General features: G+C 42.2%; 22 protein-coding genes. All 22 read left to right on the top strand.

The window, feature by feature from the left end:
- Positions 1-170: 170 nt before the first annotated feature.
- The 22 genes from ACZ449_RS14125 (at position 171) to wtpA (ending at position 24,704) form a co-directional block, all read left to right on the top strand.
- The gene (locus tag ACZ449_RS14125) at positions 171-1,874 is read left to right on the top strand and encodes a uracil-xanthine permease family protein (protein ID WP_464261873.1); all 1,704 of its coding nucleotides are present in this window, start codon (positions 171-173) and stop codon (positions 1,872-1,874) included.
- A gap of 289 nt (positions 1,875-2,163) precedes the next feature.
- Complete coding sequence (locus ACZ449_RS14120; protein WP_464261611.1) at positions 2,164-2,544, top strand: hypothetical protein; 381 nt, start codon at positions 2,164-2,166, stop codon at positions 2,542-2,544.
- Positions 2,545-2,887: 343 nt separating this feature from the next.
- Entirely contained in the window at positions 2,888-3,316 is a 429-nt protein-coding gene (locus tag ACZ449_RS14115) for a MarR family winged helix-turn-helix transcriptional regulator (RefSeq protein ID WP_464261610.1), read from the top strand.
- An 85-nt stretch (positions 3,317-3,401) separates the two neighbouring features.
- Positions 3,402-5,411 (top strand): methyl-accepting chemotaxis protein, encoded by a 2,010-nt coding sequence (locus ACZ449_RS14110; RefSeq protein WP_464261609.1) that lies wholly within the window; start codon positions 3,402-3,404, stop codon positions 5,409-5,411.
- A 231-nt stretch (positions 5,412-5,642) separates the two neighbouring features.
- The gene (locus tag ACZ449_RS14105; RefSeq protein WP_464261608.1) at positions 5,643-6,485 is read left to right on the top strand and encodes a C40 family peptidase; all 843 of its coding nucleotides are present in this window, start codon (positions 5,643-5,645) and stop codon (positions 6,483-6,485) included.
- Positions 6,486-6,796: 311 nt separating this feature from the next.
- Positions 6,797-7,471, top strand: a complete 675-nt coding sequence (locus ACZ449_RS14100; protein ID WP_464261607.1) for an aspartate/glutamate racemase family protein — start codon at positions 6,797-6,799, stop codon at positions 7,469-7,471.
- Positions 7,472-7,614: 143 nt separating this feature from the next.
- Positions 7,615-8,589: a bile acid:sodium symporter family protein gene (locus ACZ449_RS14095; protein ID WP_464261606.1), complete on the top strand. Its 975-nt coding sequence runs from the start codon at positions 7,615-7,617 to the stop codon at positions 8,587-8,589.
- A gap of 51 nt (positions 8,590-8,640) precedes the next feature.
- A complete protein-coding gene (locus tag ACZ449_RS14090; RefSeq protein WP_464261605.1) occupies positions 8,641-9,048 on the top strand; it encodes a GlcG/HbpS family heme-binding protein in 408 nt (135 codons plus the stop codon).
- Positions 9,049-9,170: 122 nt separating this feature from the next.
- Complete coding sequence (locus ACZ449_RS14085; RefSeq protein ID WP_464261604.1) at positions 9,171-9,887, top strand: FadR/GntR family transcriptional regulator; 717 nt, start codon at positions 9,171-9,173, stop codon at positions 9,885-9,887.
- A gap of 12 nt (positions 9,888-9,899) precedes the next feature.
- On the top strand, positions 9,900-10,760 hold the full coding sequence (locus ACZ449_RS14080) for a class II fructose-bisphosphate aldolase (RefSeq protein ID WP_464261603.1): 861 nt from the start codon (positions 9,900-9,902) through the stop codon (positions 10,758-10,760).
- A gap of 21 nt (positions 10,761-10,781) precedes the next feature.
- Positions 10,782-11,585, top strand: coding sequence for a beta-keto acid cleavage family enzyme (locus ACZ449_RS14075; RefSeq protein WP_464261602.1), 804 nt, complete (start codon positions 10,782-10,784; stop codon positions 11,583-11,585).
- 14 nt (positions 11,586-11,599) lie between these two features.
- A complete protein-coding gene (locus ACZ449_RS14070) occupies positions 11,600-13,036 on the top strand; it encodes a four-carbon acid sugar kinase family protein (protein ID WP_464261601.1) in 1,437 nt (478 codons plus the stop codon).
- Between the two features lie 128 nt (positions 13,037-13,164).
- Positions 13,165-14,058: a 2-hydroxy-3-oxopropionate reductase gene (garR, locus tag ACZ449_RS14065; protein ID WP_464261600.1), complete on the top strand. Its 894-nt coding sequence runs from the start codon at positions 13,165-13,167 to the stop codon at positions 14,056-14,058.
- Between the two features lie 17 nt (positions 14,059-14,075).
- Positions 14,076-14,924 (top strand): methyl-accepting chemotaxis protein, encoded by an 849-nt coding sequence (locus ACZ449_RS14060; RefSeq protein ID WP_464261599.1) that lies wholly within the window; start codon positions 14,076-14,078, stop codon positions 14,922-14,924.
- Between the two features lie 418 nt (positions 14,925-15,342).
- Positions 15,343-17,355, top strand: coding sequence for a methyl-accepting chemotaxis protein (locus tag ACZ449_RS14055; RefSeq protein ID WP_464261598.1), 2,013 nt, complete (start codon positions 15,343-15,345; stop codon positions 17,353-17,355).
- Between the two features lie 319 nt (positions 17,356-17,674).
- Positions 17,675-18,445: a DeoR/GlpR family DNA-binding transcription regulator gene (locus ACZ449_RS14050; protein ID WP_464261597.1), complete on the top strand. Its 771-nt coding sequence runs from the start codon at positions 17,675-17,677 to the stop codon at positions 18,443-18,445.
- Positions 18,446-18,457: 12 nt separating this feature from the next.
- A complete protein-coding gene (pfkB, locus tag ACZ449_RS14045; RefSeq protein ID WP_464261596.1) occupies positions 18,458-19,396 on the top strand; it encodes a 1-phosphofructokinase in 939 nt (312 codons plus the stop codon).
- Positions 19,397-19,428: 32 nt separating this feature from the next.
- Positions 19,429-20,802 carry a PTS fructose transporter subunit IIC gene (locus ACZ449_RS14040; RefSeq protein ID WP_464261595.1) on the top strand — a complete coding sequence of 458 codons (1,374 nt, stop codon included), beginning with the start codon at positions 19,429-19,431 and terminating at the stop codon, positions 20,800-20,802.
- 163 nt (positions 20,803-20,965) lie between these two features.
- Positions 20,966-21,418, top strand: coding sequence for a PTS sugar transporter subunit IIA (locus ACZ449_RS14035; protein ID WP_464261594.1), 453 nt, complete (start codon positions 20,966-20,968; stop codon positions 21,416-21,418).
- Between the two features lie 10 nt (positions 21,419-21,428).
- Positions 21,429-21,698 carry an HPr family phosphocarrier protein gene (locus ACZ449_RS14030; protein WP_464261593.1) on the top strand — a complete coding sequence of 90 codons (270 nt, stop codon included), beginning with the start codon at positions 21,429-21,431 and terminating at the stop codon, positions 21,696-21,698.
- Between the two features lie 21 nt (positions 21,699-21,719).
- Positions 21,720-23,456 carry a phosphoenolpyruvate--protein phosphotransferase gene (gene ptsP, locus ACZ449_RS14025; protein WP_464261592.1) on the top strand — a complete coding sequence of 579 codons (1,737 nt, stop codon included), beginning with the start codon at positions 21,720-21,722 and terminating at the stop codon, positions 23,454-23,456.
- Positions 23,457-23,831: 375 nt separating this feature from the next.
- Complete coding sequence (gene wtpA / locus ACZ449_RS14020; protein WP_464261591.1) at positions 23,832-24,704, top strand: tungstate ABC transporter substrate-binding protein WtpA; 873 nt, start codon at positions 23,832-23,834, stop codon at positions 24,702-24,704.
- The last annotated feature ends 11 nt before the right edge of the window (positions 24,705-24,715 follow it).

Here is a 24,715-nt window from a genome sequence, read left to right as displayed (position 1 = left end):
CTAAAAATTGGAGAGAAACTTTATTTTATTGAAATGACGTCTATTTTTGCGCTTAAGTGGTGGAATCCAAAATAGAAAAGGCGTTTATGAATTTGCAGGAAATTCGTGGATTGCAAAGAATATTTTGGTATGGTTCTTTTTTTAGTAAAGGGAGGTTGTCTGTGTCAAATATGAAACGCAAGAAACCAAGCGATATTATCTACGATGTAGATGAAAAACCGCCGCTTCGAACATTGATGCCGTTGGTATTGCAACAAATTATCGCACTCTCTGTTGATCTAATGTTCCCGGTGCTTATTGTTTCGGCAATTGGCGGTTCAACAGAACTGGCACAAAGCTTGGTAAGTTTAATGATGATCACTATGGGAATTGGGACGATATTACAGTCATGCAATAAAGGAGCGGTGGGCTCCGGGTATTTCTGTGCTCAGGAAACGAATTCCTTATTTTTTCCTGTTTCCGTTTTGGCAATTAAGACTGGCGGCCTACACCTGATGCTGGGAATGACAGTCGTGGCGGGAATAGCGCAAGCACTGTTTAGCAGAGTGGTACACAAAATGCGGGTACTGTTCCCGGTGGAAATAACGGGCTTAATTATTGTGATGCTAGCAATTTCTCTGATCAAATACTCTTTTTTTAGTTTTGTAGGAGACGGAAAAGGTTCTGACGGATCGGAAGCAATAATAGCGTTTGTCACACTAGGAGTAATTATGTTTATGCATGTGTGGGGAAATGAAAGTTTGCGGCAATATTCGGTATTAGCCGGCATTGTGGTGGGTTTTTTGGTCTCTTATTTCACTGGTGTGCTTACTGAGGAACATTTACAAAAAATATCGGCAGCGCCTGCGATGGCTTTTCCTAGTATTAACCATATCGGTTGGTCGTTCAACATAGAATTGTTAATACCATTTTTACTTGTGGCATTTTGCTCCAGCATAAAAACAGTGGGTAACATAACTGTTTGTCAGAAAATGAATGATGCGAATTGGACCAGGCCGGATATGAATACAATTAGTGGTGGTTTGTTGGCTGAAGGCTTCGGGACAATAATCAGCGGATTATGTGGAACAATGGGTCAAACAACCAGTTCCAGTAGTATGGGGTTGTCCATCGCAACCGGAGTCCTTAGCCGCTATATCGGGTATTGTGTGGGTACGGCATTCATAATATTGGCCTTTTTTCCTAAAATTGCAGCTGTATTTGCCATCATGCCAGAACCGATTATGGGGGCAATTCTCATGATGTCAATAGCATTCGTAGTTCCGTCGGGAATGCAGATTTGCACTTCGCGTATGCTGGATGCACGCAAATCTTTTGTTTTGGGTTTGGCCTTCGTCACCGGTCTGGTTGTTGAGATGTTTCCCGGCTTTGAATCAACCTTTCCTGTTTATATGCAGCCTTTCTTCAAATCCTCGTTGGCTGCTTCGAGTATAACGGCTATCTCTCTTAATTTGCTATTCCGTGTTGGTGTTGCCAAACATCACGTGATTAAAATGACTCCCGGTGTCACCACTTCGGAAGAGGTTGCCAATTTCATGGAAGCTCACGGAGCTGCGTGGGGTGCACGAAAAGAAATTATTAATCGTGCATCGGCAGTACTCAATGAATTTATGGAATCTGCGGCTAATCTAGGATTAACACAAGAAGAGGTCAACGTAGATGCCAGCTTTGATGAATTTAATCTTGATGTGGAGCTTTACTATAAGGGTACATTGATGCAATTTCCAGACATAAGACCAACGCAAGATGAACTTCTACAAGATGACACAGCATTTTTAAAATTATCTGGTTTTCTAATTAAGCAGCATGTTGACTGGCTTAAGTCTGAAAGCCATAATGATAACTGCCACATAAAATTCCACTTTGATCATTAGAATCACTAAATTCAGAATCACTGAAACCCGCGAAAAATTTCGCGGGTTTTTTTAAAATAGAAAAGTATATACTTTCGGATAGTATCGCTAAGAATAATTACGTTATACAATTATTAATGTCAGTATATTTCATACCGGCACATACGTTTTACCACTCATTAGCGGGGCAAACTGACGATTGATGGTTCATGTTTGGAAGAGTGGTGAGGCAATAGGGGGGTGCCTTTGCAACAGGGCCTGTTTACATGATGCAAATTCAGAACGTTAAACATTAATGGAGGTGTGTAGTATGGGTTGTTCGAAAATAAGACTGCTTGTAGGTATGTGTTTGTTGGTGGTGATGATGGCGTTGCCAAGTGTGGGGTTGGCCGGAAGCCAGGATTTTACTTTGGTGAACAATTCGCCTTATAGTATCGTTGGTTTTTGGGTAGCACCGGCTAATAGTGATAATTGGGAAGAAAACCTGATGGAAGGTACGTCTTTGGCAGCAGGCGACAGCATTGAAATCAGCTTTGACAATTCCAGTGATACCCAGTGGTGGAATTTCAGAGTCAAAGACGGCAGCGGACATGTTTGGACCTGGGAAAAGAATGATTATGATTTAAACCAAATCTCACAAATTACGTACTATTATAATAACTCTGGCAAAGGCGCGATTAACTATAAGTAACGCAAAATGATGCAAGGGGCCCTGTTGCAAGGGGAAAATCAGCAATAGTACTGGCTCTACCTAAGGGGGCACTGAACTTTTTTGACGCTATGTGATTTTAACGTTCAAGCTATTTATGAATATCAGAGAGTAATGAGTATCAGCGTAAAGCTGGTACTTTTTTTGTTTATACTAACTACACCTATTTTTCTGGTTTTACAAGGCTGGTGGGAGAATGTAGCGAAAACTGGCCTCAAATCGGATAAATTAGGTCAGATTGTATATAGTAATGGCTATATTTGTATTTTTGTAGTAAAATACTTTCGAAACAGTTGATTAGTCAACTAATCATGAGGAGGTAATAGTGGAAATAAACGGGTTAATAATGCGTCAGCTTTTTCAGCTCACTCGCACTATTTCTAGAAGCCTAAATAGCAATTTTAGTCCTTATAATCTGCACTTTTCAGAGTGGGGTATCATTTTAACGCTAATGGAAAAAGGGATGATGACGCAGGGCGAGTTAGCGACCTACTTGAATATTGAACCATCAGCTGTATCGCGAAGTTTAGTTGGACTGCAAAATAAAGGCTATATAATGAGAAAGGCAGGCGTTGACCGGCGCGAAAAACAAGTTTTTTTGACTGAACTAGCTAAAAACCAGTATCAAGTATGGGATAGTATTGCGGGGCAGCATAGACAAAATCTTTTGGCTGATCTCTCTGAGGAAAAGAAGAAAGAATTGTATGCGGTGTTAAATGATATTTATCAGACAGTCCAATGTAAAGATGGGTAAGCCTGTTCCTAGATTACAGTGAAACCTTGACTTGTGGGAATGAAATCCAGTTATTATATAATCATATTTCAAAGGAGATATCAGAATGCTCAAAACAGATAAGGTAGCAAACTTTTCTACAAAAAGCATCAAGACCAAGTTAATTATTTTTGCATGCTTAGTATTGACCATTTCCATTGGAGTTGCAGGGTTCTTCAATTTAAGAGGTAGCCAGATGGCTCTTAATGAAAAAATCGAGGAGAACATGATCGAGAGTGCGGAAACTGCAGCAGAGGGGATTGGCAAGGAAGTGGCAGCAATGAAAGCGGTAGTGGGATTTATCACTATGGACGATAAAATTAAATCGAGCGACCCCAATATTGTGGTTGCGAGATTGGCAGAGATGAAAAAATCAATGCCCAAAATCGAGAACCTGCTTTTTGCCGATTCTAACGGTAGGTATATTGGGGCTAACGGGGCAGCAGGATCAGTTGCTGATAGAGAATATTTCAAGGAAGTCCTGCAAAAAAAAGAAACGGTAATATCCGGCGATCCGGTTGTATCGACATTCTCTGGCAAACTGGTGGCCGTAACGATAACTCCGGTAAAAGGAGATCAGGGCCAGATTACAGGGTATTTGGCTGCAGGAATTCAGATAGACGGCATTACCAATTATGTCCTAAACCGGAAGATTGGCAAGCAAGGTTATACTTACGCATTCGGAAAATCGGGTATGGTTTTCATACACCCTGATGAAAATGTTGCCATGAAGCAGAATGTTTTAAGTAATGATATGAGCCCGGCACTTGTTGAGTTAGCGAAGACGGCGCTTGCTGGCAAGAAAGGGGCGAAGGAGTATGAATTCAATGGCAGCATGAAGTTTGCCGGATGCGCAGTGGTTCCGGGGACTTCGTGGGTGGTAGGTACATCGCTGCCTAAAGATGAAGCTTTCGTAAGAATTAATGATATAAGGAATCAGGCTATTCTCTTCGCCGTCATCGCCGTGCTACTAGGCGGAATATCGATGTACTTTATCGCTGCTAGAATGACAAATCCCATTATGCGTTTAGTGGGGGCGGCAAACAAGATGGCCGACGGTGATCTTACTCAGACCGTGAGTGTATCTTCAGATGATGAGGTTGGACAACTATCGGCAGCTTTTAATGAAATGGGATCTAACTTGAAGAGCTTGATTCAGCAAGTACAGAAAAATGCTGAACAGGTTGCAGCCTCGTCTGAGGAATTGACCGCAAGCGCCGAACAATCGGCACAGGCTGTAAGTCAAGTAGCCGGATCAATTAGCGATATTGCACAGGGCGCAGAAAAGAGCTTGAATGCAGTAGACGAAACATCTGCTGTGGTAGAACAGATGTCAGCTGGTATTCAACAAGCAGCTGCAACTGCCAATCAGGTAGCGGCCAATTCGTCGCGAGCAGTTGAATCGGCAAAAGAAGGTGACAAATCTGTGGAAAAGGCTGTCAGCCAAATGGCAAACATTGAACAGACTGTCAACAATTCTGCACAAGTCGTTGCTAAGCTGGGCGAGAGATCGAAAGAAATAGGGCAGATTGTCGATACGATATCCGGTATCGCCGGGCAAACAAATTTATTGGCGCTTAATGCTGCTATTGAGGCCGCACGAGCGGGTGAACAGGGCAGGGGTTTTGCTGTCGTGGCGGAGGAAGTTCGTAAATTGGCGGAACAATCACAAGATGCGGCAAAACAAATCGCCGCACTGATTAGTGAAATTCAGGGGGACACTGATAAAGCCGTTGTTGCTATGGATGAAGGTACCCGTGAGGTTAAAGTGGGGACAGAAGTTGTCACTACAGCAGGACGTGCATTTAAAGAAATTGCGGCAACGCTAGCGCATGCATCTGAACAGGTGAAGGAAATTTCCGCTGCTATGCAGCAGATGGCCAGTGGCAGCCAGCACGTAGTAATTTCTGTGAAACAGATTGACGAATACAGTAAAGCATCTGTCGGGCAAGCACAAACGGTGTCGGCGGCAACAGAAGAACAATCGGCATCCATGGAGGAAATTGCCTCATCCAGCCAGAGTCTCGCCAAGCTGGCCCAGGATCTCCAGACTGCCGTCAGCCATTTTCGGGTTTAGTATCGTAGGATGAGCCAGTGATGGTTTTCTTAACTGGATTTTTAAAAGAGTATACTTTCGGATAGTATCGCAAAAAGCTAATTCATTTTATTATTGTAATAAATGAATTAGCTTTTTATTATTGAAGCGAGGTGTTTTGATGGAAGAACCATAGAGGCATTTTAATAAATTATGGCAAAACATTAGAGAAAAGTAGAACATTATGGCGTGATTAGGAGGCAATGAACAGAGATGCTGGTACAAGTAATACGAAAGCTAATGATTATTTTAGTTTTGTTGATGATAGTTGCACCACCTGCGGAGGCTCTTAAACTTACCGTAGATAATCGCTATGACCAGCCTAAGACTTTTTCGATGCTGTATTATGATGAAACCGTTAACAAATGGCTTTGTATTGGCTGGTACAACGTGCCGGCCAACGGCCAGAAAGAATATTCTTTCCCCAATTCTAAAGAGTTGCCGTACGCGTTTGCATTCAGCACGGCATGGCATGGCGGTGACATAAGTGATGATATCCAGATGATTGTGACACCAAGTAAATTTCGCTATTATGAGGACGAAGCTTTTCCTGAAGGTGCCGATGCCAAGCTGGTGACTTTTGGAAAATTTGATATTCATGATGGTTCCGCACAACTTGTTTTTGGTGGCGACAGAAAAACGGAACCGGCACAAGTGGCGCCGGCAGGTCTAGGCGGTAAAATTGTTAATATTGCGATGCAAATGAAAGGCAAGCCATATGCGTGGGGTGGTTCGTCGCCAGAAACCGGCTTTGACTGTTCCGGATTTACTTACTATGTACTTGGACAGCTTGGAATAACTATTGAACGTACTGCTGACATCCAGTATCATTCCCAGGAATCTATTAGTTTCAAGGATTTACTGCCAGGGGATTTGGTGTTCTTTTCTTGGAATGGTGCAGAACCAGAGCATGTGGGGATTTATATCGGCAATGGGAAATATATTGATGCGCAGAATACAGTTGGTGCAGGGCCGGGCGCTACCGGGTTGGTAACGGTGAGTTCCTTTGATAACTGGAATAAAAAATACTTTGTGGGTGGGCGGCGCTTTCGCTAAAGTAAATTAAATACTCTCGTGGTATGATACCACCTCCAACATGTAAATCGGGATCTTTTTTACAAAACAGAAATGGCTATTTGTCTATTACAAGACAAATAGCCATTTCTGGCCCCAACCAGCTCATGAAAGATTCTACAATACATACTTGCGGTAATAGGGGGTGATTAGCTAATGAAATTAATAAAGTGTTCAAATAATATAAAATTCTAAATTATTTCTATTTACTTTTAAATTAGAATATGAGATAATATGACCATCAACGTAGGATGTAGTATGTAGTACATCCTAAATATAAGGAGGGCTTTTTAATGAAAGTAGCTTTAGTTTATACGGGTACCACACCAGAATTGATTGAGTTGGTAGAAAAAGAGGTTCGGCAATTACTTCCGAAGGATACCGAGATAATCAGCAGCCAAGATCCGTCGATTATTGCAGAAGTTAGAGATAACGGATATGTAACGGCGCCCCCGGCGGCTAGACTTGTTAGCATGTTTATGAAAGCGGTATCTGATGGTGCAGATGCTATTCTTAATATTTGTTCATCAGTTGGAGAAGTAGCTGATGCTGCTCAAGATATTGGTAGATATACTGGCATTCCAATCGTACGTATCGACGAAGAAATGTGCCGGGAAGCTGTAAAAGCAGGAGCACGTATCGGTGTTATGGCTACGCTGCAAACGACTTTGGTTCCAACCAAGAATACCATCATGCGGGTAGCACGGGAAATGAACAAGCATGTAGAATTAGTGGATGTGTTGGTTGACGGTGGTTTTGGACTTGATCAAGAACAGTTCAAACAACTGATGACGAAATATGCGGGCGAAATCTGTGACAAGGTTGATGTTATTTTGTTTGCACAAGGTTCTATGGCTTACTGTGAAGAATATATTCATCAAAAATGTGGGAAGCCGGTTCTGTCCAGTCCGCGATTCGGTGCGTTAGCGCTTAAAGAGGCTTTGGTGAAACAAGGTTTAATGAAATAACTCTTATGTTCCTATCAGTTCCCTGCAATAAACTTATCATAAATAAAAAATAGAGGTGCCGTCCCCAGCCGATAGGCCGGGACGGTTTGAACCTCCGCTGTTGATGGTAAAAATTTTAGATTATAGTAAAAGGAGCGAAAGAAATGATTGAAAAATTAGGAAAAATCGTAAAATTCATTACGAGGTTTTTCTCTTTGTGGATTATTTTGGGTGTTATTGCTGCCTATATGACTCCGGAAACATTTAAGCCATTATCCAAATATGTTGGCTATTGTATTATGGCGGTTATGCTGAGTATGGGGCTTACTGTATCAGTGAATGATTTTAAACTGATTTTTTCGCGGCCTAAAGATGTGTTTTGGGGTATTGTTTTGCGGTATATGATCATGCCGTTTATTGCGTTTGGATTAACAAAGCTGCTTGATTTGCCACCGGCTTTAGCTGCAGGACTTATCCTTGTCGGATGCTGCCCAAGTGGAGTGGCCAGTAATGTTATGACATTTTTGGCTAAAGGAGATACCGCACTCTCTATAACGGTTTCTACCATCAATACTGTTATAGCGCCGTTTATTACGCCGTTTATGTTTACATTCCTGGTTGGTTCCATAGTCCCTGTTAATCCTCAGGCTATTTTGTTCGATATATTGAAGATTGTTTTGATTCCCGTATTTTTAGGGGCAGTTATTCGGGCGGTTGCTTCTGAGTTTGTTGATAAAATTATGCCGATTATTCCAATCGTATCTGTTATTGCTATATTTGTTACCACTAGTTCAGGTTTTGCTCTCAGTGCCGGTTCGCTGGCTAATGTTGCTTTGATCGCTGTTGTAGCCGTAGTTCTTCACAATATCCTTGGTCTTACAACAGGGTATTGGGCTGCGCGTGGTGTAGGAATGCCGCATTTCAAAGCTAAAGCGATTTCTTTTGAAATAGGCATGGAAAATGGTGGCTTGGCGATGGCGTTGGCAATAGCTCATCTTGCTCCGTTAGCTTTTATACCGGCTGCCATATTTAATTTAGTACACAATCTTACTGGCCCAACCTTGGCAAGCTACTGGCGCGAAAAAGAAGAAAAAAAAGCAGCTGCCGCTGGAAATGGGGAAAGTGTTGTAGAATCCTAAGATTTGCTTACTATTGATAGATACGCAACTACTATAAAGGGGTTGAATATATTGGAAAATATTACACTTGCATTAGCAAAAAAAATAGGGAATTATGCTGAAGAGATCGTTGCGAAAGAATATGGAGCAAAACCGTTTAGTGTGGCTGTTTGTGATAAGGACGGATTTACCGTTTTGTTCAATAAGCTGGATGGTGCCAAATTATTAACTATCAACCTGACACCTAATAAAGCGTATACTGCTGCAAGAATGGGTGTAAGTACTGCTGACTTCCTGCTGCGGTTGCAACGGGACAATCTCAACATTTCCTATTTTGCTGATGATAGATTTGTGGGGATGCCAGGCGGTGTGCCGATATATAATGATCAGCAACAGATCATCGGTGCAGTCGGCATCGGCGGGCTGAAAGAAGATGGTGAGGTTGCTGTCAAAGTGGCTGCGGCGGCGATTAGTTTATAAGAAACTGCATAATTGTAATCGAACGTTTTCAAACCAGTATCTTATCACATAGTGTCTTAGGATTGTGTTGGACCGACGTATGATGTTATACTGAAAAAACAAAATAACATCAGGAGGTCCATATGGTAAAAGAAACTTTTTTAAGAGAAATAGGTGGCAAATCTGTTGTAGAGCAGATTGTAGATAATTTTACGAATGCTATCATCAATGGGGAGTTGAAGCCAGGCGATAAGATTCCGACTGAAAACGAACTCTGTGTATCTATGGGGGTCGGCAGAAATTCTGTTCGTGAGGCAATTAAGATATTAGTAGCTTATGGTGTTCTTACGATCAAACGGGCAGAAGGAACCTTTGTAAACCAAGGTTATGACAGCAAAATGTTATACCCTGTTCTGTATGGGATTATTTTACAAAAAGATTCTGCGAATCAAATTGTGGAACTTCGTAAAATAATTGATGTTGGGATACTCCAATTGGCGATAGATAAGCTGGATTTAGACTCCTTGCATAAAGTGGAACAGGCGATGCAGGATCTTGAAAAAAAGATTACAGCAGCAGATGTAGAAGCCAAAGATATATTTGAAGCAGACATCGCGTTTCATATGGCACTGGTTGATATTACCGAAAATGCTTTATTAAAAGGAATCGGCTTTTATGTAGATCAAATTACCAGAAAATCCAGAATGAAGGCGACAGAGAAGTTTATCAACGAAAAAGCGACAGAGCAGTTTCTGCTAATGCACAAAGATATGCTGCGTGTTTTAAAAGAAAAAGCCAGGGATCAGATTAATGAAGTAGTGGAAACCCATTATCGGTATTGGGAAAAAGTAAACTTTTAAGGGGCATTCACAATGCTGGTAAATTTAAACGACATCCTCAAGGAAGCTTATGTCAATAACTATGCGATAGGTGCTTTTAATGGTTATAACTATGAAACCTTTAAAGGAATTATCGATGCAGCAGACGCGACAAAAATATCGGTTATTTTGGCTTTTGGTGCCAAGTACCTGAAGAATATGTCACTGGAAACGGCATATTCCATGGCAAAGAGTCTGGGAGAGGGAAGCGAAACACCGATTTGCTTGCATCTGGATCATTGTAGTGATCTAGATACGGTGTTTCGCGCCATTCGTATCGGTTTTGGCTCAGTCATGTATGATGGTTCGGCATTGCCATTTGAGGAGAATATAAAAAATACAAAACTGGTTTGTCAGATAGCGCATGCTTGTGGTGTCTCGGTGGAAGCTGAGCTGGGATGCTTGGCGGCTGGAGAACGTTCTCACGAAGGCTCGGTGTCAGATGTGGAAGTCTATACCGAACCCACGGCAGCGAAGCAGTTTGTGGAAGCGACACAGGTTGATGCATTGGCTGTTTCGATTGGGACCGTACATGGATTGTATAAAGCAGCACCTAATATACGCCTTGATCTATTGGAAACCATCAATAAACTGCTGGCAATGCCACTGGTGTTGCATGGCGGCTCAGGATTGTCTGAGAAAGATATGTTAGGCTGCATTGCCAACGGTATTGCCAAAATCAATATCAATACAGAAATCTCCGTATATGCTGTCGACAAGACAACGAAGCTTTTAGCTAATAAACAGCCGCATTTTTCGGAGTTGTCCTTAAGCCAGGTCGGTTTTGTGAAAGACATTGTAAAAAAACACATATCATTTTTTAAGCGACGGTATTTAGCTGCTAGTGATAGGTAAGTTTGTTATGGGAGGGAAAAAATGGATAAGGTAATGATTTCAGTTGCTCCGGTAGCTGCAACAGATAAAATAATTGTTCCGGAAAAAATTGCTGAAGATGTTTTGAATTGCTATAAGGCAGGAGCTGCTATGGTGCATTTGCATGTACGCGATGCCCAGGGGAACCTGACTACAGATATGAGTGTCCTGGAGGAAACGCTGCGGCTGATTCGTAAGGATTCTGATATCATCATTGAAGTGTCAACCGGTGGTGTTTCTAACCTGACCATAAAGGAACGTTGTGTTCCCTTGTACTCGGATTTGGTAGAAGCCTGTTCTTTGAATGTTGGTTCCACCAATTTGGGTAAGGCTGTCTATTGCAATCCAATTGGTGATGTGGAATTTTGCGTCCGCGAGTTATTAAAAATGAAAAAAACACCGGAAGTAGAAGTATTTGAAATAGGCCATACTTATGCGATGCAAGAACTTATGGAACAATATGAGTTTTGCAATCCAGTTCTTTTTAGTATTGTTTTGGGGCATAAAGGAGAAGCTCCAGCCACGCCGCAAGCATTGGCTGCTATGATTCAAATGATTCCGCCGGGGGCTCTCTGGGGCATCACTCATGCCAACAGACGGGATTATTCCATTATTGCGGCGGCTCTGGGAATGGGGGCCAGTACCGTTAGAATTGGTTTTGAAGATAGTAACTATTTGGATGCTAATACAGTAGTCGATAGTAACGTTCCCTTGGTAGAAAAGACTATACGACTTCTTAGAGCTATGGATAAAGAACCGATGAGTCCGGCTGAGGCAAGACAACATTTTAATATATTCAGCAAATGAATAGGATTGAAGAAATGAAACCACTACAAAAGCTGAGTGCTGATATTTTACAATCATATCCGACGGTAAATGAAAATTATATACAGACACTGTTAGTACAGGCTGTTAAGAATGATCCGCATAAAATCATTGTGCTGGATGATGATCCAACCGGTATTCAGACTGTGCATGATATTTCCGTGTACACGGATTGGTCTTACGAAAGTATTAGCAACGGTTTTAAAGAAAAAAACAAAGTCTTTTACATTTTGACGAATTCACGCGGTTTTACAGAAGAACAGACAAGTAAAGCGCATCGGGAAATCGGCGAAATGATTGCTCAAGTCGCTAAAGACCAGCTGCAAAAGTATCTGATTGTTAGCCGCAGCGATTCCACTCTCAGGGGCCATTATCCTTTGGAAACAGTGATATTAAAAGAACAAAGCGAGCGTTATTCTGACCTAAAGGTTGATGGTGAAATTATCTGTCCCTATTTTAGGGAAGGTGGCCGCTTTACGATTGATAACATTCATTATGTGCAGTATGGGGATTTTCTTGTCCCAGCTGGCGAAACTGAATTTGCCAAAGACAAAACATTTGGTTATCAGTCATCAGATTTGACCGAGTATATTGAAGAAAAATCAAAAGGCTGCTATAAGAAAGAACAAGTTGTAACGATTTCACTGCAAGAGTTGCGGGCACTCAACATTGAGGAAATTGCTGATAAACTGATTCAGGTAACGAATTTTGGGAAAGTAGTAGTCAATGCTATTGATGCTTGTGATGTAAAAGTATTCTGTATAGCCCTTTACCGCGCACTTGCGCGAGGAAAATATTTCCTGTTTCGTACCGCTGCAGGCATTGTAAAAGAATTAGGCGCTATCACGGATAAGCCGCTTTTGACGAGACAAGAGATGGTAACAGGCAGTGACGCTACTGGCGGGATCATAGTGGTTGGTTCCCATACACAGAAAACAACAAGCCAAGTTGAGCAATTAAAAACATTCGAGGGAATACAGTTTATCGAGTTTAATTCTGATTTGGTTCTTGAAGAAGAACGTTTTCAGGAAGAAATCGCCGCAGTCGTAAAGCGGGAAGAAGAACTGTTGAAGCAGGGTGTTACAGTCGTCGTTTATACTAAACGAAAATTATTAACGTTGGACAATGATTCGAAGCAAGATGCTCTGGCGCGTTCTGTTAAAATATCAGATGCCGTACAATCACTGGTTGGCAGATTGAATGTAACTCCGGCCTTTGTTGTTGCCAAAGGCGGTATTACGTCTAGCGATGTTGGGACTAAAGCATTAAAAGTAAAACGTGCCAACGTACTTGGTCAAATAAGGCCGGGTGTACCAGTCTGGCAAACAGGTAAAGAAAGTAAATTTCCGCAGATACCTTATGTGATATTTCCTGGAAATGTTGGGGAGCAAAATACACTTAAAGAAGTCGTGGAAATATTACTGGCAAAATAGTAAAACTAAGAAAAATTAGTAGGATAATGCTGTAAATATAAACCTCCAATGTTAAGTAAATAAAACTAATATTGGAGGTATTTTATAATGTTTTTTAGGAATTAAGAGAAATTTGGAGGGTAAGCGCAATGGATAAAATTGGATTTGTTGGACTGGGAATCATGGGGAAACCAATGGCTATGCATCTTCTGAAAGCCGGTTATGAGGTAATCGTTTTTGACATTAACCCGCAGGCTGTCGCAACTTTAGTTGAGGCTGGCGCCTGTGGGGCGGATTCACCTATGGAGCTTGCGCAAAAAAGTAATATAGTCATTACGATTGTACCTAAGGCAGATCATGTTTGGGATGTAGTGACCGGAGAAAAAGGGTTATTAAAAGGAGCAACTGCCGGAACGATCATTATTGATATGAGTTCTATATCGCCAGTTGATTCGAAAAGCATTGCTGAAGTGGTAGCAAAGAATAATTGTATCATGTTTGATGCTCCGGTAAGTGGGGGAGAACCTGGTGCCATCAATGCTACGCTCGCTTTCATGGTTGGAGGGCCTGAAGAACATCTGAATAAAATCGAAAAAGTGCTTTTGGCAATGGGTACGAGCGTGACTTTAGTTGGCAGTAATGGTAGTGGTTCGGTGGCTAAACTGGCAAATCAAATTATGGTAAATCTTAATATTGCAGCAATGTCAGAGGCGTTAGTACTCGCACAAAAGGCAGGCGTTGATCCGGCCAAGGTGTATGAAGCTGTTCGTGGCGGTTTAGCTGGTAGTGCTGTTTTGGATGCAAAAGCACCAATGGTTGTGAAACGCAACTTTAAAGCAGGTGGCCGATTGGATATTAATTTGAAAGATATTACAAATGTAATGGATACTGCACATACCATTGGAGTACCGCTACCACTGACAGGCCAGCTTTTGGAAATTATGCACGCGCTTAAGGTAGATGGGCATATAGGGGATGACCACGCCGGGATTATTCAGTTCTATGAAAAGTTAGCCGGAGTTGAAGTAAAAGAAGGCTGTTAAGCTAGGAAGTGGGACATATGGACGTAGCAGAAGAGAAAAATCAAGAGTTGTTAACTCATTATATGCGGTTGCTGCCAATGTTTTCTGACTTAATTCGCGGTGATCACAGTATGTCGATGACTGACCGGGAAAAACATATCTTTTTTAAACCGGCAAAGACATTTAGTCTTACTATACCGCTGAATGCACCCGTAAAACCCGGAATGGCTTCTTTTGATGTATTGCGGGAAGGAAAAGCGATAATTCGCAGGATACCAACCGAAACATGGGGTGTTCCCATTATAGCTGTTGTTATTCCCTTGCGTAACGATGACGGCGATGTGATAGGAACTGCTGCTATACAGGAATCTGTGGACAATATCGAAAATCTGAGGAAAATGTCACAGGAGCTTCATGACAGTATAAACACGCTAGCAGGAACATCAGAGGAGATATCAGCTCAAACTGAAGAAATAGCAAGTGTCGTCCGAACACTAGCGTTAACAGCTGACCTATCTCAAAAAAGAGTACGAGAAACTGATCAGGTTTTAGCTTTGATCCGGTCCTTTGCCGGGCAGACAAATCTGCTAGGGCTGAATGCCGCTATCGAAGCTGCCCGGGTAGGTGATCAAGGACGTGGTTTTGGTGTGGTAGCCAATGAGATCCGAAAATTGGCTACCAGCACTAGCGAATCTGTGGAAAAAATTGAAACAATTATCCACGCGATCCAGGGTGACAGTGATAATACAAGCCTACAGACTGAACAAATCGCTAGTGTAACAGGTCAAGTTGCGGATGCAATTGCCCATCTAGTGGAAGCGGTGCAGACAACGGCAGCCACTGCGCAGAAGCTCGAGTCTCTTGCAGAAGCGGCTAACGGAGCTTAACTCAATGACTGCAGGCCCATTCAAGTGGAGGTTTATATGGTCGATATTGCCAGTTTTGGCTATATTGGTTAATTAAGCTTTGCTGACGTTAAATCGAATTCGTTGACCGTTCCAAGAAAATCAAGGGGCCGTGCTGAAAACGTAAGCATTTCAGCACGGCCCTTTTTGCATTACCGGGAAGTATAGTTTTTTTCGATAATATAGAAGAACAACTTAAAATAATAATATCAATATTACTAGATCAGAGAGGATATTAGCTAATATTATCGAAATATAAAGATAATTCAAATTATAGTGCATAACCATTCGCTGTGGCAGAAAGGAGCATCCTGTTCATTTTGTGGTGTTTATACTAAGAACTTCTTGACAGTATAGGATCAATCATATATTTAGTTCTATTGTAGGAGGAGTGATAAACATGCCAAAAGATGTAAAAACGGCGGGGGTTAGATTACGAAGTATGAAAACAAAGTTGGTTATTGCAGTTTGTCTGGTGGTGGCTTTGTCGATAAGTGTTTCTGCTTTTTTTAGTCTTCGAGGCAGTGAACAAGCACTGTCCAAACAGATTGAGGCAGAGATGCGGAGCAATGCGGAAGCTACCGCCGAAGGAATTGGTAAGGACGTCGCGGCGATAAAAGCAAAGGTTGAATTTATTGCAATGGATGCAAAAGTTAAGTCTGAGGATCAGGCTGTTATCATCGCTCGTTTGGCGGAAATAAAGCAGACACAGTCGACTATAGAGACTCTATTCTATGTGGATATGAACGGACGCTATCAGGCAAGTGAAGGGACAAGCGGCTCGGTAGCTGAACGTGACTATTTCAAAGATGCCATACAAAAGAAAGGTACTATTGTATCCGGAGACCCGGTGGTTTCTAAAGCAACCGGCAAACTGGTTGCAGTGGGGATATCCCCGGTAACGGGAAACAATGGTCAAGTCAAAGGCTTTGTGGCCGCAGCAATGAATATTGATAGCATTAACAGCTATGTATTAGACCGAAAATTTGGCAAAGATGGCTATGCCTATGTTGTAGGACGTTCAGGACTGGTTTTTATTCATCCTAGTGATAAAGTCGCATTGAAAGTCAATCCTTTGACCGATGCCGTTGCCCCGGAACTAAAGGAAATGACAAAAGCGGCGATTGATGGGAAAATAGGGGCCAGAGAATATGAATTTCAAGGGATATCAAAATACGCAGGCTATGCATCAATACCTGGTACGTCATGGGGGGTGAGCACCACCCAGAGTAAAGCGGAAGCTTTAAGTGTAATTTCCGTCATTCGAAATCAGTCGATACTTATTGCTGGTATAGCAATAGTGCTAGCTGGTGTGTTTATGTACTTTATCGCAGGCCGAATGACGAAGCCGATCACCCGCCTTACAGAAGCAGCGCAAAAGATGGCTGAAGGTGATTTGACTCAAACTATACATATAGCGTCAAATGATGAGGTTGGACAATTATCAATAGCGTTCAATACCGTGGGAGCCAATCTGAAAAATATCATTCAGCAGATGCAAAAGAATGCAGAACTACTTGCGGCCTCCTCCCAGCAGCTTACCGCCAGCGCCGGGCAATCAGCCAATGCGGCGAATAGTGTAGCCGTTTCGACTCAAGAAGTTTCGGCCGGACTGCAGACTGTTTCCGCTTCTACAGAAGAAATAACTGCGTCGGCTGAGAATGTAGGAGCCAATGTAATGCAGATTACACAAAACGCGGCACAGGGCAGTAATGTGGCCAAAGGTGTGGAACAGCAGGCCCTCAACCTACAACAAAATGCCCAGTCTTCGCGTCAATCTGCTGTGGACTTGTATGATGACATCAGCAAGCGGGTGATTCAGGCTATCGCTGATGCCAAAATAGTGGAAGAAATATCTACTATGGCTGCTTCTATAGCGGCTATTGCCGGACAGACAAACCTACTGGCATTAAACGCCGCCATTGAAGCTGCACGGGCTGGTGAACAGGGTCGTGGCTTCGCGGTGGTCGCCGAAGAAGTGCGCAAGCTGGCAGAAGAATCAGCCAATGTGGTTGGCGGTATTCAAAATCTTACGAAACAAGTACAAGGTGCGATCGGTGAATTGGTTGGCAATAGCAATGAACTATTGCAGTTTATTGATCAAACAGTCCGCAAGGACTATGATGCCTTTGTGGATGTTGGGCAACAGTACAAGCGGGACGCTGACGCATTTCTAAGTATTACCACAGATATTGGTTTTAAATTGCAGCAGGTGACTGGTGAAATGAACGAAGTTAACCGTGCCATCGAATCTGTTGCCGCTACCATTGTGCAAAGTGCTTCAGGGACGCAGGACGTATCCCAGAGCATAGTCAGCGTCAGTCAGGAACTGGATGGGATTAACCGAGCAGCAAAAGCGCTAGCAGATACAGCAGGTGGTTTAAATCAAATGACTTCGCGTTTCAAAGTGTAATTTAAAATAAGTTAGGTGACGGGTTTTTGAATCACGTTGATTCAATTACAAGGTTGGATTTACAAGGTGTCGGATCATCTCTAATTAAATAACGAGATAAAAGGAACCCGCGAAAAGTTTCGCGGGTTTTCGTATTGTGTTACTTTGAAGTGAAAAAGCAACTCGCCAAGTGTGCACTGGGTAAAGAATAAAAAAGTTACGTAGGGGTTATTGACAATTATAAATTATCGCAATATAATAAAAACAATCAAAAACAATCAAAAACAATTACAAACAATCACAAATGAGCATGACGCGAAATATGGAGGAAGATAGTAAGATGTTGTATGAGGAAGAGCGCAAGCAGCTAATTATTGAGTATCTCCAAAAACAGACAAGGGCTTCTGTACAAGAACTTGGGAAAATTTTTCAGGTATCAGAATCGACAGTGCGCAGGGATTTGCAAGAGTTAGAGGATGTTAAGCTGCTAAAAAGGACTCATGGTGGTGCCGTTTGCTTGGAAAATGTCAATTTTGAACCGACTTTTTTAGAAAAAGAAGATAAGTTCCGGAAAGAAAAAGAAAGTATTGCTCAAAAAGCGGCAGAGTTTATTCAGGATGGAGATACCTTGGTTATTGATTCAGGGACTACAACAGCATATTTGGCTAAAGAACTGAAACGGTTTTCTAACTTAAAAGTAGTAACTAACTCGATTATTTTGGCGCAGGAGTTACGGGGAATGGACGGGATAGAGGTTATTGTTACCGGTGGAATGTTACGGCAAAACACGTTAGCGATGGTCGGTCCGATTACGGAACAATCCCTTAGTATGCTGCGGGTGGATAAGGCTTTTATGGCAACAAATGGATTGGATTTGCAGGCCGGGCTGACAACCCCGAATATTGTGGAAGCAGCTACAAAAACTAAGATGATTGATATCGCCAAGCAAGTTATTTTGTTAGCAGATTATACAAAAATGGGGAAGGTAGCCTTTGCGAAATTTGCGGATGTAGAAAAAATTGATATATGTATAGTTGATGACAAAGTAACACAGGTTGTGGTTAATGAAATGGAACAAGTGAGAGTTCGAGTTTGCATAGTAACCCCCTAGGAGGAGATTGGTTTGAAACCATATGTAGTTACGGTTACCTTAAATCCTGCAATTGATAAAACAGTGCTTGTTGATAAGCTGCAAGTTGGTGGTTTGAATCGCGTACAAAGTGTAAGGATGGACCCGGGCGGCAAGGGGATTAATGTTGCAAGAGTGTTAAATCAATTTGACATAAATGTTACTGCTGCAGGTTTAATTGCCGGTTCTCAAGGGCAAAACTTACTGCAATATTTGGCAGGAGAAAGAATTACTGCCTGTTTTTTGACGATAGCCGGTGAAACGCGAACAAATTTGAAAGTGGTTGATAGCAGTTCCGGTATTACTACTGAAATCAATGAGGCCGGTTTTGCGGTAGGGGAAAAAGAAATAATTGCTTTTAAGGTTCAGATGTCTAAACTCCTGGAGGAAGCTTCTTATCTGGTTTTGAGTGGGAGCTTGCCGCCAGGCGTTGAGTGCGGTATGTATCGTGAATTGACGGAAATCGCTAAGCGTAAAGGTGTAAAAACTATACTGGATGCAGATGATGATGCTCTGTTCGAAGGGATACAGGCCGCCCCTTTTGCCATTAAGCCCAATATACATGAGTTGGGAAAATTAACAGGTCATGAATTAGCCAATGATCAGGATGTTATTAGTGCAGCCCGAAAGATTCTGGAAAAAGGTATTGAAATTGTCATTGTATCCATGGGGGAGCAAGGTGCTATTATCATGGATAAAGAGGCAATCTATCGAGTAAGGACTGAAGCTATAGTACCTAAAAGTACAGTAGGGGCAGGGGATTCAATGGTAGCAGTATTAGCGTATTCACTGCTAAGTCAGCATTCTTTGGCGGAAACAGCGCGCTGGGTTACTGCCGCAGGGACAGTAACAGCTTCAAAATCGGGTACACAGGTATGTTCTTTGCCAGAAGTACAACAATTCTTGAATAAGGTGCAAGTCGAAAAAAGATAACATAAAAAACTGTAAAATGGGGGGGATTTGCTATGAAAAAGATTCTAGCGGTTACAGCTTGTCCGACAGGTATCGCACATACCTACATGGCGGCCGAGGCTCTACAGCAGGCGGCCAAGGAAAAAAACGTGGAGATCAAGATTGAAACTCGCGGGGCGATGGGAATTGAAAATGAATTGACGGCAGGAGATATTGCCGAAGCTCATGCTATTATTGTTGCTGCAGCAACCGATGTAGAAGAATCCCGTTTTGTGGGGAAGTCGGTTGTAAAAGTTGCCATTGGGCAAGCCATTAAAGATCCCCAGCGTGTTATCGACGAAGCATTAGCGATGAAGCCTGCTGCTCCGGAGTATATTAACCAGGCGTCACAAAGTAAAGAACCAAAAAAATCACAAATAACAGGACCATATAAACATCTGATGACAGGTGTATCCTATATGCTGCCTGCTGTTGTTGCGGGTGGCTTACTGATTGCAGTTTCATTCATATTTGGTATTGAAGCCTTCAAACAACAGGGAACACTGGCGGCGGCGTTGATGGATATTGGCGGTGGAGCGGCGTTTGCCCTGATGATTCCGATACTTGCCGGGTTTATTGCATTTTCAATTGCGGAAAAGCCTGGTTTAGCTCCAGGGCTTATCGGTGGGATGCTGGCATCAAAGCTGGGAGCCGGTTTTCTAGGAGGAATTATTGCCGGATTTTTGGCAGGCTACATTGCAAAATGGATGAAAGAGAACATTAATTTGCCGAAAAATTTTGCAGGTTTAGTACCAATATTAATTATTCCCTTTTTCGGTAGTGCAATTGTTGGCTTGCTAATGATTTATGTAATTGGTAGTCCGGTAAAAGCTATTATGGATGGACTTAGCAGCTGGCTTACCAATCTTGGTACAGGAAATGCAAGTATGCTGGGTTTACTTTTAGGGGCGATGATGGCCTTTGACATGGGGGGGCCGGTAAACAAAGCAGCGTATACATTTGCGGTCGGGCTACTAGGAAGTGGTCTATATGCACCTATCGCCGCGGTTATGGCTGCTGGCATGACGCCACCTCTTGGCTTATGGTTAGCTACTGTTATTGCACCGAAAAAGTTTTCTGTTGAAGAAAGAGAGGCAGGTAAGGCGGCAGGGGTACTTGGAATTTCTTTTATTACTGAAGGTGCTATTCCGTTTGCTGCAGCCGATCCTTTCCGAATCATTCCTTCAATCATGGCTGGCTCTGCAGTGGCCGGTGCGCTATCGATGGTGTTAGGAGCTACTTTAAAAGCGCCACACGGCGGGATTTTTGTTCTCATGATTCCTAATGCAGTGGGTAATTTGGCCATGTACGTACTTGCTATTCTCGCCGGAACAATAGTGACAGCATTATTGATCAGTGTAGTAAAGAAGAATAAAACGTCTGTTTAAAGGTGAGTGAACTCGTTTCAGCAGAGCTGAAACATCGGGGGTTCAGGTGGAGAGTCTACTCCACCTGAACTGACGCCGCCTGTAGAGGCGGGAGTCTTGACTCGGCGATTAAGATAAATAGAAAATGTAAGAAGTGTTTTAAAATCGCAGGAGGTGCAATGTTATGGAAATTTCAAACATTTTAAAAGAGGAAACCGTCAATTTGGAACTAGCTGTGTCAAGCCAGGCTGAATGCTTGCGCGTAATGATTGAAGGTATGGAAAAGGCTGGATTTGTCAACGATAAGGCTGTCTATTTGGCTGCAGTGAATGAGCGGGAACAAAAGGGGTCAACAGGTATTGGTTTTGGTGTAGCAATTCCTCATGGCAAATCCAGCGGTGTAGCTGCTGCCGGTTTGGCATTTGCACGGTTGGCTAAGCCTATCGATTGGAACTCCTTAGATGGAAATCCGGTGCAAATAGTATTCCTTATTGGCGTACCCGAAAAAGATGCCGGGAATGAGCATATGAAAATATTAATCGCTTTATCTAGAAAACTAATCCATGAAGATTTTCGCAAGAAACTACTGGCAGTAAATACAGCGGCAGAGCTTTATGCAGTTCTGCAATCCATTTAGGAGGTGTGACATGATGATCGTGGAAGGAATATTACAAAATAAAACGGGTTTTCATATTCGCCCAGCCCAATTGTTTATGGAAAAGGCGAATGAATTTAAGGCTAATGTTACAGTTAGAAATGAAGATGGAATGGAAGCTGATGGGAAAAGCATTTTAGGCTTGATGACCATGGGTTTTGAGTTTGGGTCTAAAATTATAATTGAGACCAACGGAGACGACGAGGAAAAGGCAGGAAATGCATTGCTTGAGTTGGTAAACAGTAAATTTGGCGAAGAATAACTTTTGAAAGGTGAAAAAGCCATGGCTGAAATTAGATTAGCTGGTATCGGGGTCTCAGAAGGAATTCGGATTGGGAAAGTTGTCCGCTATGATCATAGTTTGCATAATCCGCAATTTGGGGATGTTGCGGCAGCTGATGTTGCCAAAGAAATTAAACGCTTTGCGGTTGCAAAGGAAAAATGCAGCCAGCAAATTGAGCAACTTATTGAGCAGGCGCAGCAGACAGTGGGTGCTGAAAAAACAAATGTTATAAAGGCTCAGAAAAGTTTTTTGATAGATCCCACCTTTTGCCCTGAAATGGAAAAGCTAATTAGTAAACAATTATTTTCAGCCGAAAAAGCAGTTGATCAAATTGTGAAAAAAGTAGTAGCAATTTTTGAAAATATGCCACATGAATATATGCGTGAACGGGCTGCTGATGTAAGAGATATCGGTAACAGGCTGTTGGTAGCTTTGAATGGGGTAACAGGCATAAATTTGGGAGAGATTCGGGAAGAAGTTATTCTGATTGCAGATGATCTTGCGCCTACCGACACCGTTCAGCTTAATAAAAAATATGTACAAGCTTTCGCTACGCAAAAAGGCGGTAAAACTTCACATACCGCCATCTTTTCCAAAACACTAGGCATTCCGGCGGTTATTGGAATTGGTGAGGGCATTGCTCAGATTCAAGACGGTGAAACCATTATCGTTGACGGTACAAGTGGTATTTGTATTGTTAATCCTGATGCAGAAACTATTCGCAGCTATTCGCAAAAAATGGTTATAGAGGCCAAAGCTGAAAGTGTTTTAGAGGCCTATGCATCTCTGGAAGCGGTTACCCAAGATGGATATCGAGTTGAGATTGCGGCAAATATTGGTACGACAACCGATGCTCTATATGCTAGGGACCAGGGAGCTGAAGGCATCGGTTTGCTAAGAACTGAACTTATATATATGTCAGAAGACAGTTTGCCAGATGAAGAAATGCAATTTAAAGTGTACCGGGATATTGTCCAGGTTATGGGTGATAAGCCGGTAATCATTCGTACGTTAGATATTGGTGGCGATAAAGAACTTTCTTATTTACAGATACCTAAAGAAATGAATCCGTTTTTAGGGTATCGAGCCATACGGCTTTGTCTTGATCAGAAGCCGCTTTTTGTAACACAATTGCGAGCGATTCTGCGCTCAAGTGCCTATGGTAAGATAAAAGTAATGTTTCCGATGATATCTTGTCTTGAGGAGTGGAGAGTGGCAAGAGGCATAGTTGAAGAGGTCAAAGAACAGCTTAGAGCCGAAGGTAGTTCTTTTGATGAGGGAATAGAAGTGGGTATTATGGTAGAGGTGCCTTCAGTTGCTATTTTAGCCAAACAATTCGCCAAAGAGGTTGATTTTTTTAGTATAGGAACAAATGATCTTGTTCAATATACACTGGCCGTTGATCGGATGAATGAGAAAATTGACTACTTGTACGACCATTTTAATCCAGCCATCATTAGCCTTCTACAAAACATTGTGAATGCCGCTCATGCGGAAGGGAAGTTCGTAGGAATGTGTGGCGGTATGGCAGGCGACTCGAAGGCAGTGCCCCTGCTGTTGGCGTTGGGGTTAGATGAGTTAAGTATGTCAGCGACCGCGATTAGAAAAGTAAAATATACCATTAGCCAGATTGAATTGGAAAAATGCAGATACTTATTGGAAGATGTCTTGCAGCTGAGTACTGCGCACGATATTCGGTTGAAGATGGAATCTTTCTGCAGTGAAAACGGAATTTGATTCAATTATAGTTGGCGGTTACCGATAAGAAGATCCTATAATACCTTGCATAAGGTGTTGCGGGATCTTCTTGCATTAGCAGAATTTATAAGATTTTTGTGCATGCAAGTCCTTGAAAATTAAATCATTGCGTTACTAATAAAACAAGTTGTATAATTACAACATGATGTTTATGTTTGTTTATGTTTGCTTATGTTTTAAAACCTTATAAAAACCTGTTTTTATTGAAATGATAGGATAATGCCAATATGTGTAATGCGAAGATTTATTGTTTAATATAGTTTATGTTTGTTTACGTTAGATAATGTTTTTGTATATATAGAAAGTTAGCATATGATGTTGTAAAAATAATCACGAGGGAGGGGGGGATTAGAAATGGAGGAGTTGATTATCTTTCATGCAGGGAGTCTAAGTGAGTCTCTGCGGCATATTGCGCAGCATTTTGAAGGAGAGCATCCGGGAGTTAAGGTTCACATGGAAGGGAGCGGAGCCCGAGAAGCGGCGCGTAAAGTGACTGACCAGCGGCGTTCCTGCGATATTGTAGCATCAGCTGATTATCAGGTTATTGAAGATATGTTGAAGCCAGATTATGCAAGGTTTAATATTCTTTTTGCCGGAAACAGGTTGGTTCTTTCCTTTAGCAACAAAAGTAAGTTCGCTGATGAGATCAATCAAGAGAATTGGTTCGAAATTTTGCTGCGGGAGGGAGTGGTATACGGTCACACTAACCCTGAATTAGATCCTGCGGGCTATCGTGCCCGGCTATGTTGGCAGTTGGCTGAAAAATATTACGAAGCACCGGGATTATACCAAAAGCTGGTGTCTAAGATTACGCCGACAAACATTCTTACAGACAGAGAAACCATTCGTTCGCGGATAATGAACGGTGAGCTTGATTACTTTTTTGGGTACGAATCATCTGCACGGCAAAATGGCTATCGATTCGTCAGCCTGCCGGCGGCTATTGATTTTTCATCCAGAGACTACACTGATTATTATCGCCAGGTTCACATACAACTATCTGGTAGAAGTTTGGGTACATGGATAACTGTGAAAGGCGAACCGATTATTTATGGGATAACCCTTGTGGAGGGAGCGCCAAACCCGAAAATAGCTACCGAGTTTTTGGAGTTTTTATTGGATAAGGGGGAGGTATATATAAAAAAAGCCGGTCTTATCTCGTTTCCGCCGGAAATATCTAAAGGAGATTTTGCGTACTTGCCAGAGCGGTTGCGTAGGTTTTTCTAATAGACTAATAC

It is taken from the genome of Desulfosporomusa polytropa (assembly GCF_055380075.1).
The sequence above is the reverse complement of the archived record's forward strand: the minus strand, read 5'-3'. Positions and strand labels throughout refer to the sequence as shown.